Source organism: Methyloceanibacter sp., from assembly GCF_049590335.1.
Taxonomy (GTDB): domain Bacteria; phylum Pseudomonadota; class Alphaproteobacteria; order Rhizobiales; family Methyloligellaceae; genus Methyloceanibacter.
This window is the reverse complement of the sequence record NZ_JBAWCQ010000017.1, coordinates 39,663-52,091: the sequence shown is the minus strand read 5'-3', so window position 1 is coordinate 52,091 and position 12,429 is coordinate 39,663. Positions and strand designations below refer to the sequence as shown.

The 12,429-nt window shown below is 62.1% G+C and carries 10 protein-coding genes and 1 pseudogene; 3 read left to right on the top strand and 8 right to left on the bottom strand.

What is annotated here, in order from left to right; translation table 11 throughout:
- Together WBQ77_RS01460 and pyrE are read left to right on the top strand one after the other, a co-directional pair.
- A pseudogene (locus tag WBQ77_RS01460) lies at positions 1–483 on the top strand (DNA polymerase III subunit delta); the annotation flags it as partial.
- A gap of 103 nt (positions 484–586) precedes the next feature.
- On the top strand, positions 587–1,174 hold the full coding sequence (pyrE, locus tag WBQ77_RS01455) for an orotate phosphoribosyltransferase (protein ID WP_424045538.1): 588 nt from the start codon (positions 587–589) through the stop codon (positions 1,172–1,174).
- Between the two features lie 27 nt (positions 1,175–1,201).
- Here the strand turns inward: pyrE and WBQ77_RS01450 are convergent, their stop codons facing one another.
- From WBQ77_RS01450 to mnmE, 5 genes are all read right to left on the bottom strand, one after another.
- Positions 1,202–2,065: a ParB/RepB/Spo0J family partition protein gene (locus WBQ77_RS01450; RefSeq protein ID WP_424045539.1), complete on the bottom strand. Its 864-nt coding sequence runs from the start codon at positions 2,063–2,065 to the stop codon at positions 1,202–1,204.
- 43 nt (positions 2,066–2,108) lie between these two features.
- Complete coding sequence (locus tag WBQ77_RS01445; RefSeq protein ID WP_424058591.1) at positions 2,109–2,912, bottom strand: ParA family protein; 804 nt, start codon at positions 2,910–2,912, stop codon at positions 2,109–2,111.
- Entirely contained in the window at positions 2,909–3,574 is a 666-nt protein-coding gene (rsmG, locus tag WBQ77_RS01440; protein ID WP_424045541.1) for a 16S rRNA (guanine(527)-N(7))-methyltransferase RsmG, read from the bottom strand. The genes WBQ77_RS01445 and rsmG overlap by 4 nt, the downstream gene beginning before the upstream one ends.
- Positions 3,571–5,433, bottom strand: coding sequence for a tRNA uridine-5-carboxymethylaminomethyl(34) synthesis enzyme MnmG (mnmG, locus tag WBQ77_RS01435; RefSeq protein WP_424058589.1), 1,863 nt, complete (start codon positions 5,431–5,433; stop codon positions 3,571–3,573). Before mnmG ends, rsmG begins: the two co-directional genes overlap by 4 nt.
- Before the next feature lie 164 nt (positions 5,434–5,597).
- The gene (gene mnmE / locus WBQ77_RS01430; RefSeq protein ID WP_424058587.1) at positions 5,598–6,953 is read right to left on the bottom strand and encodes a tRNA uridine-5-carboxymethylaminomethyl(34) synthesis GTPase MnmE; all 1,356 of its coding nucleotides are present in this window, start codon (positions 6,951–6,953) and stop codon (positions 5,598–5,600) included.
- A gap of 41 nt (positions 6,954–6,994) precedes the next feature.
- Between mnmE and WBQ77_RS01425 the strand changes: the two genes are divergently transcribed.
- Positions 6,995–9,040 (top strand): thioredoxin domain-containing protein, encoded by a 2,046-nt coding sequence (locus tag WBQ77_RS01425; RefSeq protein WP_424058585.1) that lies wholly within the window; start codon positions 6,995–6,997, stop codon positions 9,038–9,040.
- 177 nt (positions 9,041–9,217) lie between these two features.
- Here the strand turns inward: WBQ77_RS01425 and rho are convergent, their stop codons facing one another.
- The 3 genes from rho to hemE all read right to left on the bottom strand — a co-directional run bounded on the left by rho (position 9,218) and on the right by hemE (position 12,231).
- Positions 9,218–10,483 carry a transcription termination factor Rho gene (gene rho / locus WBQ77_RS01420; protein ID WP_424045545.1) on the bottom strand — a complete coding sequence of 422 codons (1,266 nt, stop codon included), beginning with the start codon at positions 10,481–10,483 and terminating at the stop codon, positions 9,218–9,220.
- 260 nt (positions 10,484–10,743) lie between these two features.
- The gene (hemJ, locus tag WBQ77_RS01415; protein WP_424058583.1) at positions 10,744–11,172 is read right to left on the bottom strand and encodes a protoporphyrinogen oxidase HemJ; all 429 of its coding nucleotides are present in this window, start codon (positions 11,170–11,172) and stop codon (positions 10,744–10,746) included.
- Between the two features lie 15 nt (positions 11,173–11,187).
- The gene (gene hemE / locus WBQ77_RS01410; protein ID WP_424058581.1) at positions 11,188–12,231 is read right to left on the bottom strand and encodes a uroporphyrinogen decarboxylase; all 1,044 of its coding nucleotides are present in this window, start codon (positions 12,229–12,231) and stop codon (positions 11,188–11,190) included.
- Positions 12,232–12,429 lie beyond the last annotated feature (198 nt).

Genomic DNA, 12,429 nt, shown 5'->3' with positions numbered 1-12,429 from the left:
GCCGATCAGGCGCTCTCCCGGGGCGAGGTCGCCAAGCTCGCGCTGTACGCGCAGGGCTCAGGGCAGGTGACCCATGATGACGTGGCGGCTATCGTCGGCGATGCTTCGGAAATCGCGCTCGACAATTTCGTCTTTGCGGTCAGCGCGGGCGACGCGCCGGGCGCGCTGCGCGAGCTGGGCCGGCTCGCCGCGTCCGGGACGGACCGGACCGTGGCGCTGTCGGCACTCTCCCGACACTTCACCAAGCTCTATGTCGTCGCCTCGCATCGGGGCGCGCTGGAGGACGGCGCCAAGAAGCTCCGGCCGCCGCTTCACTACAGGCGCCGCGACATGTTTCTCAACCATTGCCGCAAATGGGGGGCCTGGAGACTGGCGACCGCCCTGCCCCTGATTCAGGAGGCCGTGCGGCGGACCCGCCGGTCGCCGGATCTCGGCGCCGCTTTCGGCGAGCGGTTGCTGCTGGCGCTCGCCTCAAAAGTTTGACCGCCTCAAAGGTTTGACGCCGCTCCCCGGTGTTCTTATGCATAGGCCACTTGCGGCCAGGACGATGCACGGCCATCGGGACGCACGAGCAGAGGAACACGCAATGAGTCACCAGGCTGCAGCACATGATCCCGCAATGTTCGAACGCCGCAACAAGCTCTTCATGCTGTTGCAGGCGCGCGCGTTCCGGCGCGGGCGGGTGGTGCTCGCCTCGGGCAAGGAGAGCGATTTCTATTTCGACATGAAGCCGGCCATGCTCGATCCCGACGGCGCGGGTTTGATGGCGGACCTCATTCTCCATGCGCTCGAGGGGGTCGATGCTGATGCCGTGGGCGGGCTCGAGATGGGGGCCGTCCCCTTGATCGCGCCGGTGGCTATGAAATCCCCGGCCTTTGGGCGCTACCTTCCGGGCTTCTTTGTCCGCAAAGCCGTGAAGGACCACGGCACCCAGAAGCGCGTCGATGGAAACGACATTGCGGGCAAGACCGTGGTGATCCTCGAAGACGTGACGACCACGGGCGGTTCGGCCATGGACGCAGTCAAGGTTGTCCGGGACGCGGGCGCCGAGGTGTCGCTGGTCATTTCGATCCTCGACCGGGGCGAGGGTGCGGCTGCGCTCTACGCAGAAACGGGTGTGCCGTTCAAGACACTGTTCAAGGCCGAGGAGTTTCTCGGTGCGGGGCCCGCCTAATACTCCGTCTACGTCGTATTGTCCCGATTAGCGGCTAGGTGCACGCATCAGCCGTTCGCGCAAATCTTCGAGCTGGTCGAAATTGGCATAGCGAATGCGCAGCTCGCCTCGTTCGCCGCGTCCGCTCTTTATCTCGACCCGCAGACCTAGCACCTCGTGCAGTTCCAATTCGGCCGCACGCGTGTCGGCATCCTTACCCGCCTTCGGCTTAGCCTTGCCGTTGGGCTTGCGCTCCTGGGCAAGCGCCTCTACCTGGCGGACCGTGAGCCCCTCCTTGACGATACGCAATGCAAGCTTGGCGGCGTCGTCCCGTCCGATCAGCGCGCGCGCATGGCCCGCGCTCAGATCGCCGTTGCGGACGAGGTCCCGAACGGCCTTGGGCAGCTTCAGGAGGCGGAGCGTGTTGGCCAGATGGCTGCGGCTCTTGCCGATCACCTTGGAGAGGTCTTCCTGGGTGTAGCTATGGCCCTGCATCAGCGCCTGGTAGCCCTCACCCTCTTCGATGGCGTTGAGGTCTTCGCGCTGAACGTTCTCAATGATGGCGATCTCGATCGCCTCCTGATCCGTCAGTGTACGGATTATTACTGGAACCTCGTGGAGGTTCGCCCGCTGCGACGCGCGCCAGCGCCGCTCGCCAGCGACAATCTCGTAGGTGTCGGGGCCCTTGGGGCGGACGACAAGCGGCTGCACCAGGCCGCGCTCGCGAATGGAGGCCGCCAACTCATCGAGCTGGGCATCCGAAAAGTCGCGCCGCGGGTTATAGGAACTCGCCTTCAATGCCGATAGGGGCACGGCCCGCTGGTCCTCGGACGTGGCACCCTCGCCCGCCTCGTCTCCGATCAAGGAGGCGAGGCTCCGGCCCAATCGCTTTTTCTGTGCGCTCACTGCCATCGTTTTGGTCTCCAATTCTGGGCGGCGATGAACCCCCCCCGCATCATGCCGCCTTGATCCGCCGCTCGCGCTCGATGACTTCCGAGGCGAGCTGGATATAGGCTTGGCTTCCTGTGCATTTGTAATCGTAAAGAAGGACGGGCTTGCCGTGGGAGGGCGACTCGGCCACGCGCACATTGCGCGGAATGACGGTCGTGTAGACCTTTTCACCGAGTACGGCCCGCACATCCTCCACGACTTGGTCCGACAGGCTGGTCCGCTTGTCGTACATCGTAAGCACCACGCCATGGATGCGCAGCTTCGGATTGAGGCGCCCGCGAATTTCCTCGACCGTGCTCAGGAGCTGCGCCAATCCCTCCAGCGCGAAGAACTCGCACTGCAACGGCACCAGCACCGCGTCCGCTGCCGCTAGCGCGTTCAAGGTCAATAGGTTGAGCGATGGCGGACAGTCGATGAGAACGTAAGTCGTGCGCTGATCATCACTCTCTTGGGCCACAAGTTCGGCGAAGCAGTCGCGCAAACGGTAGTGCTTGCCGCCGGTGTCGCCAACTTCCCGCTCGAATGACATCAGGTCGATGGTCGCCGGGATGATCGACAGCCGAGGTACGTGCGTTGGGACTTTCGCATCGAGGATCGAGGCATCGCCAATGAGCACATCGAAAGTCGAGTGCTCCCGCTGTTCGATGCCGAGCCCTGTCGAGGCGTTGCCTTGAGGGTCTAGGTCGACGATCAGCACCCGTTCGCCGACTGCGGCGAGGGCCGTCCCGAGATTGATCGCCGTGGTGGTCTTGCCGACGCCGCCCTTCTGATTGGCGAGCGCCAAGATGCGCATGGTGGGCCGGCTCATGCGGACCTCCGGCGCAAATTCGCGATCTCGACGATCCGCGCGTCTTCGGCCGTGAGGCTGGGATGGCTGGCGTAATCAAAGTTCCACCGCGCCTCGGCGGACTTGATCTCGGCGTCTGTCTCGCGACCTTTCAGGAAGAGCCCCCGGGTTTCGTCTCGCAGAAACGGTTCGGCGAGTTCCAGCAGACGGGGCAACGGCGCTAGCGCGCGGGCGCTGACCACATCTGCTCTTAGGCTTTGGGCGTTTTCCGCAAACTGTTCAATACGCATTGGATGAATGTCCACAAGGGCCTTGGCGGTCCGGGCCACATCGCCTAGAAACGAGCACTTCTTCTGGTTTGATTCGACGAGGTGCATGCGAAAGTCCGGATCCCCGCTCCTGAGAATCGCAACGACCAACCCTGGGAAGCCGCCGCCCGAACCTAGATCGAGCCAGAGTCGCGCCTTTGGCGCAAGGGCTGATAACTGGGCCGAGTCGGCAAAGTGGCGGCTCCAGACTTGCGGAAGCGTGGATGGCGCCACGAGATTGGTCGTTTTCTGCCAGCGCTCCAGGAGACTACTATAGGCCTCTAGCCTGTGGATTGTTTCATGTGAAACTTTAAAGGCTTCCGCGAACCACTCCGGACCTTGGGCGAGGCGCGCCCGCTTACCATCGGCGTTCATGCGCTTTTTGCGCTCACGCCTTTTTTGACGTGGGCGAGCAGCAGCATCAGCGCCGCCGGCGTCATGCCATCGAGCCGCGCGGCCTGCCCGAGGCTTGCCGGCCGATGGCAGGTCAGTTTCTGCCTTAGCTCGTTCGACAAGCCCGACAGCGCGTCGTACGCGAAGTCTGTCGGGATCGGAATTGCCTCGTCCTTGCGGAACGCTGCAACGTCCATTTCCTGCCGTGCGATGTACACGGCGTAGCGCGCGTCGATGGCGAGCTGCGATGCGGTCGCCGCGTCGAGCGCGCCGATCTCGGGCCAGACTTGCGAGAGGCGGGCGATATCGATCTCCGGATAGCTGAGCAGATCGAACGCACTGCGCTTGCGGCCGTCTCGGTTGATCGCAAGCCCCGCCTTCGCGGCCTCGTTGGGCGTCAGTGTCAGGTCGCGGAGGAGGGCGGCGCCTGCAGCGAGCCGCTCGGCTTTCTCATCGAAGCTGCGGCGCCGTTCGGCGCCCACGCAGCCCACCGCCAAGCCCAACGGCGTCAGCCGTTGATCCGCGTTGTCGGCCCGCAGCATGAGCCGGTACTCCGCGCGGGAGGTGAACATGCGATAGGGCTCGGTGACGCCGCGCGTCACGAGATCATCGATCATCACCCCCAGATAGCCGTCGGCCCGGGTCACCGCCAACCGGTCTTTCGTCCCCGAGGCGGTCTTGGCCGCGTTGATCCCCGCGACGAGCCCCTGCGCTCCTGCTTCCTCATAGCCGGTCGTGCCATTGATCTGACCGGCGAGGAACAGGCCCGTAACAGCCTTCGTCTCGAGACTCAGATGAAGTTCACGCGGGTCCACATAATCGTACTCGATCGCGTAGCCCGGACGTTTCACGTGAACATTCTCAAGACCCGCGATGGTCTTGAGGAACTCATGCTGCACATCTTCGGGCAGTGAGGTCGAAATCCCGTTCGGATAGACCGTGTCGTCATCGAGGCCCTCCGGCTCAAGAAAGATCTGGTGGCTCGCGCGGTCCTTGAAGCGCACCACCTTGTCCTCAATCGAGGGACAATAGCGCGGGCCGACGCTGTCGATAGCGCCGGAATACATCGGCGCGCGCGACAGGTTCGCCTCGATGATTCTGTGAGTCTCCTCAGAGGTATAGGTGAGGTGGCAGGGGATCTGCGGCGTGGTGATCGTCTCGGTCAGAAACGAAAAGGGGACGGGCGGCGCATCGCCGGGCTGCTCCTGAAGCCGCGCCCAATCGATGGTCTTGCCATCGAGGCGAGGCGGCGTTCCAGTCTTGAGCCGGCCCATACGCAGTCCGAGCCCGTAGAGGCGCTCGGACAACCCAAGAGCAGGGGCCTCGCCCATGCGCCCGGCGGGAATGCGCGTGTCGCCGATATGGATCAGACCGTGCAGGAACGTACCCGTCGTGAGAACCACCGCACCGGCCGTGAGGCGGCGCCCGTCGGCAGTCATGATCCCTTCGACGCGGCCACCGTCGACGACGACGTCTTCGGCCGCGGCCTCGACCACTTCGAGATTGTCTGTGCCCGCGATCGCGGCCTGCATGGTCTGGCGGTAGAGCTTCCGGTCGGCTTGCGCGCGCGGGCCCTGGACGGCCGGCCCTTTGCTTCGGTTCAAAATGCGGAACTGGATTCCGGCCGCGTCGGCCACGCGTCCCATCAAACCGTCAAGCGCATCAATCTCGCGCACGAGATGGCCCTTACCCAATCCGCCAATAGCGGGGTTGCAGGACATCTCACCGATGGACGTCGCTTTATGCGTCACCAAGGCCGTACGCGCACCGAGGCGCGCAGCGGCGGCCGCAGCTTCGCATCCGGCATGGCCGCCGCCAATGACGATGACATCGTAGGTCATGTTGGACTGCGGCTCTCTCATGGGCGCTAAGTAGTCGCTCCGTGGCCTGCCGTCAAAGCCGCCGAAATCCGATGTTTCACGTGAATCAATCCGCCCTCGATTTGCGGCGACGTTTCACGTGAATCATTATTCGTGACGCGGCGCAAATCCCGCCACGCGGGCGGTCACTTGCCGATGCAGAACTCGGAAAAGATCGCACCCAGGATGTCCTCAACGTCGATCCGGCCGGTGAGGCGGCCCAGATGGTGCGCGGCGATGCGCAATTCCTCGGCCCGAAGCTCCGCATCGAGATCATGGTTAACAAAACGTTTCAGGGCGTCCCGGACTGACACAAGTTCGACGCGATGCCGCGTTCTTGTAATCGGAGAGGCGCCGCGATCCTCCGAACCCTCAGCGGCACGCCGCCCAAGCTCCCCGATAATCTCCTCAAGCCCCTGGCCCGTCTTGGCCGACACCGCGATCCCTGGCTGGGAGCCGGGCTTCGAAGCCCCTTCGGACACAAGGTCGGCCTTGTTGGCCACCGCCAGGATCGGGGCATCTCCGAACCGCGCGCGCTGCACAGGGACAGGATCCCGGGAATCGGCAATCCAAAGCACCAGGTCCGCGGACGACGCGCACAGGACCGCACGCCGCATACCTTCCGCTTCGACCCCACCGCCGCCCTCGCGAAGGCCTGCCGTGTCGGCAACGATGACGGGAGCCCCACCCAAGTCGAGATGCACCTCAATCACGTCTCGAGTGGTGCCCGCTTCCTCCGAGACGATGGCGACGTCGCGCTTGGCGAGCGCATTCAGGATCGAAGACTTGCCCGCATTGGGCGGTCCGGCGATCACAACCCGAAAGCCGTCCCGCAGACGCTCACCCCTATGGTCCGCAAGATGCGCTTCGAGAGCGTGCAGCAAGGGCTCCACAGCCTCGCCGGCCAGACGGGCCGCGTCGGCGGCGACATCCGCTTCGTCGGAAAAGTCGAGCCCCGCCTCCATCAGGCTTTGCGCATTCAAGAGTTCCGCGCGCCAGCCTTCGTACAAGCGCCGCAGACCACCGTCGGCTTGGGCGAGGGCCTGACGCCGCTGCGCCTCCGTCTCCGCGCTGACCAAATCGGCAAGCCCCTCGACCTCGGTGAGGTCGAGCTTCCCATTCTCGAAAGCCCGCCTGGCGAATTCACCGGGCTCTGCGAGCCGCACGCCGTTCAACGCAAGGACTGCCTCGACCACGGCCTGCACCACCGCACGGCCGCCATGAACCTGAAGCTCCGCCATATCCTCCCCGGTGAAGCTCGCAGGGGCCGGAAACCAGAGCACGAGACCGCGATCGATTTCCCCGATCCGCCGCAGCGTTGCTTCACGTGGAACAGGCAGCGTGCCTGTGAGGTGTTCTAGTACCGTACGTGTCGAAGAGCCCGAGATGCGGATAACAGCGACAGCCGAAACACCAGCGCCGGACGCATGGGCGACGATGGTCTCACCCGACTGCGAAGCCGGCGCCTCGCCTGACTCGTGATGAAAAAAGGTATCGTTCATAGTCTATCGTAACCGGAGCGGCGCGAAGATCGGAAGGCAGGATGAGCGAACACGACGGCAACCAACTCGGCGAAGAAAAGAGCCCCTATCTTCGCCAGCATAAGGACAATCCCGTGCATTGGCGCCCCTGGGGTACGGACGCCCTCGCCGAAGCCAAACGCACCGGAAAACCGGTCTTGCTGTCCGTGGGCTATGCCGCCTGCCATTGGTGCCATGTGATGGCACATGAAAGTTTCGAAGATCCCATCACCGCCGCTGTGATGAACGACCTGTTCGTCAACATCAAGGTCGACCGCGAGGAACGGCCGGATGTGGACTCGATCTATATGAACGCGCTCCACCTTATTGGCGAGCAGGGCGGTTGGCCGCTCACCATGTTCCTAACCCCCGATGCGGAGCCGTTTTGGGGCGGGACCTATTTTCCGAAAGAACAGCGCTATGGCCGCCCTGCCTTCATAGACGTCCTGAGAACCGTGTCCCACACTTTCCATGAAGCGCCGGACAAGGTCCGGACCAATGCCGACGCTTTGAAGGCGCGCCTCCAGCCCTCCCATCCCAAAGGCGAGGTGGTGTCGCTCACTGACGCCACGCTCGAAAACTGGACCCGGCGGTTCCTGCAAGCCGTGGACCCCACCACGGGCGGCATCCGGGGCGCCCCGAAATTTCCCCAGACCCAGTTCTTCTCGCTGCTGTGGCGAGCCGGCCTCCGCTACGGCGTAGAAAGCCTGCGCGAGGCCGTCGATCTCACGCTCACGCATATCTGCCAAGGCGGCATTTACGATCATGTGGGCGGCGGCTTCGCACGCTACAGCGTCGACGAACAGTGGCTCGTCCCGCATTTCGAGAAGATGCTCTACGACAACGCGCTCCTGGTCGATCTCATGACCGAGGTCTGGCGCGAGACCAAGTCGCCCCTTTACGCACGGCGCATCGAAGAGACCATCGGCTGGCTATTGCGCGAAATGGTGACGGACGGCGGCGGTTTCGCCGCCTCGCTCGATGCGGATTCCGAAGGCGTCGAGGGCAAGTTCTATGTGTGGGACTTCGACGAACTCCAAGAGGTTCTCGGTCCCAACGACATAAACTTCTTTGCTGATATTTACCAAACCACAACACCCGGCAATTTCGAGGGAAAGAATATCCCCAATCGTCTGTCTACGGTCGCCTTGCGCGACGAGGCCACCGAGACCCGCCTCACCGGGATGCTCACGAAATTATTCGATCGCCGTTCCCTCCGTGTACGTCCTGGTTTCGACGACAAGGTCCTGGCCGATTGGAACGGGCTGATGATCGGTGCGCTCGCCAACGCGGCTACGGCCTTCGACCGACCCGAATGGCTGGCCGCGGCGGAAGCCGCCTTCGACTTCGTCCTTATGCGGATGAGCTTGGCAACGCGGCTCATTCACTCCTATCGTGAAGGGCCCGGCAACGCACCGGCCACAGCAAGCGACTATGCCAACATGATTCGCGCGGCACTCGTGCTCGCCAACGCGACCAACAATCCCGAATATGTGGAGCAGGCCTGCGCCTGGACGCACGTGCTCGACACCCACTACTGGGCGCAAGACCTTGGCGGCTATTATCTCGCAGCCGACGATACCGACGACATTCTCGTGCGGCCGCTGAACGGTAACGACGATGCCACACCGAACGCCAACACCACAATGGTCTCGAACCTCGTGGCGCTATCGTCCTGGACTGGCACGGTTACGTATACCGATCGTGCCGACGAGACCATGGAGGCTTTCGGCCCTGCAATCACCGCGAACCCGGTCGGCCATGCGGGGCTGCTCTATGCGGCGCTTGATCTGCTGGCGCCGGCGCTCATCGTGCTGATGGTGCCCGAGGGCGGAGACCCGACAGCGATGCGCGAGGCTTTGCGCGATGTGTCGCTGCCCAATGTGGTGGTCGACGAAGTCTGGGCCGACGAGACGCTGCCGTCCAATTCACCTGCGTCCGGCAAGACCGTCATCGACGGCAAGACGACGGCTTACGTATGTATTGGCCCGCAATGCTCCCTGCCGGTCACGGACGCGGACAAGCTCGTTGAGACGATCAAGGCGGCACGCGAAGTCACGGTGACGTAGCGATCACTCCAACGGTTTCTCGAATGATGTCAGCACGGAGCAGTCGTTCGCGACGATCAGGGTGCCGGCAAGGACACAAAGTAGATTAACCGCTGTGATGTGAAGCACGCCGCGCATGCCATCCCATCCAGCTTCGCGAGCCGGAAAAGGATGCCAAGCTTCGCAAGGCGCCATGCCCTACGTGTTCATCGAATCGAAGAATTCCCCGTTGTTCTTGGTCTGCTTCAGCTTGTCGACCAGGAACTCAATCGCATCCATCGTGCCCATCGGGTTCAGGATGCGGCGGAGCACGTACATCTTCTTGAGCTGATCGCGATCCACCAGCAACTCCTCTTTGCGGGTGCCGGAGCGGGCGATGTCGATGGCCGGGAACACGCGCTTGTCGGCGACCTTGCGGTCGAGCACGACTTCGGAGTTACCGGTGCCCTTGAACTCTTCGAAGATGACTTCGTCCATGCGGCTGCCCGTATCGATCAGGGCCGTCGCGATGATCGTGAGCGAGCCGCCTTCCTCGATGTTACGCGCAGCACCGAAGAAGCGCTTCGGCCGCTGGAGCGCGTTCGCGTCCACACCGCCGGTCAGCACCTTGCCGGAGGAGGGCACCACCGTGTTATAGGCGCGGCCAAGGCGCGTAACCGAATCCAACAAGATCACGACGTCGCGCCCATGCTCCACTAGGCGCTTGGCCTTCTCGATGACCATCTCGGCCACCTGTACGTGACGCGATGCAGGCTCGTCGAACGTCGAGGATACGACCTCGCCGTTCACCGAGCGCTGCATGTCGGTCACTTCCTCGGGCCGCTCGTCGATCAGGAGCACGATCAGATAGCACTCCGGATGATTGGCGGTGATGGCATGGGCGATGTTCTGAAGGATCACTGTCTTACCGGTGCGCGGCTGTGCCACGATGAGACCACGCTGGCCCTTTCCGATCGGCGCGACGATATCGATGACCCGGCCGGTATAGTCCTTCTTGGTCGGGTCCTCGGTCTCCATCTCCAGACGCTCGTCCGGATAGAGCGGGGTCAGATTGTCAAAGTGGATCTTGTGACGCTGCTGGTCGGGATCGTCGAAATTGATCGTGTTGACCTTGAGAAGCGCGAAATAGCGCTCGCCGTCCTTGGGGCTTCTGATCTGCCCCTCGACCGTGTCGCCGGTTCGAAGACCGAAGCGGCGGATCTGCGAGGGCGAGATGTAGATGTCGTCAGGGCCGGCCAGATAATTCGAATCCGGCGAGCGCAGGAAGCCGAAACCATCCTGCAGGACCTCGACCACGCCCTGGCCGGTGATATCGACCTCCCGGGCGGCAAGTTGTTTCAGGATCGCGAACATCAATTCCTGCTTGCGCATGGCGTTCGCGTTCTCGACTTCGACCTCCTCGGCGAAGCTCAAAAGCTCCGTCGGCGATTTGGCCTTCAAATCCTGCAGCTTCATTTCTTGCATGCGCTGCTAAACTCCAATGGGGAAAGGGTTGTTGTTTGGATTGCCACGCGCATCAACGCACGCGATCGAAGAGATAAGGAAATGGATGATCTTTGGCGGGAGAGCGGCGGGACCGCTCCAACCAGTCCGCGTCAAAAGTCGGACTGGAACCTATGTCTTAGACTGTTTTCGAGTCGTCTTATAGCAGACGCCAGCCTTGCGCGGAATAGATTTGCCCAAAAACTGGTATAAATATTGGCTGAAGGTCAATTCAACGCGTCCTAGAAGGGTTTTACTACCGCCAGAATAACAATCGCGATCATCAATAGCGTCGGAACTTCATTGGCGATCCGGTAGAATCGCTGCCTATGGGTGTTGCGGTCTTGCGCGAACTCCCGGGTCCATTTGGAAAGAAATCCAGTGAACCCGGACATGGCTATCACCAACACGAGTTTGGCGTGGAACCAACCCGCATGGGCCCAGTCCACCAACTCGAACGCCAGGATGAGACCAAACACCCAGCTCGCGATCATCGCTGGCGTAATGATAGCCTTCAAAAGGCGCCGCTCCATAACCTTGAAGGTCTCGGACTGCTTCGAGCCCTTTTCCGCCTCGGTGTGATAGACGAACAGACGCGGCAGATAGAGGACACCAGCCATCCAGGCGATCACTGAGATGATGTGAAACGCCTTGATGTAGAGAAGAAACATATTTTTTTCAGTTCCTTACCCTGCGCTAACGCCCTTCACGAGCCGCACCAGCCGCTCAACGTGCTCTATCGGTGTATAGGGTAGAATGCCATGGCCTAGATTGAAGATGAACTGGCCTTGGCTGAGCTCCTCTAGAATCTGCGCAACCCTTACGTCGAGTTCCGGGCCGCCGGCAGCCAATAGCACCGGATCGAGATTGCCTTGAACCGGCACGAGCGACTGAAGCTCCTCGCGGACCCACGCAAGCGGCAGGCTCGTGTCGCATCCGACCCCGTCCACACCGGTCTCGCGCGCATAGCGCACGGCAGAGGGTCCCGCGCCGCGTGGAAAACCAATGATCGGAATCTCGGGCACTTGCTGCTTCACACGTGCCACAATCTCTTTCGTTGGCGCGATACACCACCGGGCGAAGGCGTCTTCAGGCAGGCTACCCGACCAGCTGTCGAAGATCTGAAGTGCCCGGCTACCCGCCGCCACCTGGCCCAGAAGATAAATCGTGGACGTCTCGACGATCATGTCGATCATCGCCTGGAACAGGGATGGGTCCCGATAAGCAAGCGCGCGCGCTGCAGCCTGGTCCTTGCTGCCTGCGCCTTCCACCATGTAGGTTGCCACCGTCCAAGGCGCCCCACAAAAACCGATTAGCGGAACCTTGTCCGGGAGCTCTGCCACGACCCGCTCTACTGTCTCGTAGACCGGAGAGAGCTTAGTAGCCGCCACCGCAGGGTCGAGCCGTGCCAGCGCGGCGCCATCGCCGACAGGATCGAGCTTGGGGCCTTCTCCCTCGACAAATGCCACAGGTTGACCCAGAGCAAAGGGCACGATGAGAATATCGGAGAACACGATCGAGGCATCGAATGGGAACCGGCGGAGAGGCTGAAGCGTGACCTCGGCCGCGAGTTTGGGCGTGAGACAAAGGTCGAGAAAGGACGGAACGGTCTTCCGCACCTCCCGGTACTCGGGCAAATACCGGCCTGCCTGGCGCATGAGCCACATGGGCGGAGGCGAGCACGTTTCACCCTTCAGAACGGACAACAGGGGAACTTGTGAACCGGTCATGCGCCTCTCTAAAACTAATAAGAAGAGTCTTTAAAAGGATTACTGTTGTTTTTGTTATGTCGTGGATAGCGGACATTCAATTTCATCACCACTGTTTCAACAGGCTGGCCAGGCGCGAATTTGACGGTTCGGCGATAAACCGGCCCCGCTGTGGTCAGGTCCCCGTGATAGTCGCCATAAGAACCAGATGCATTGACG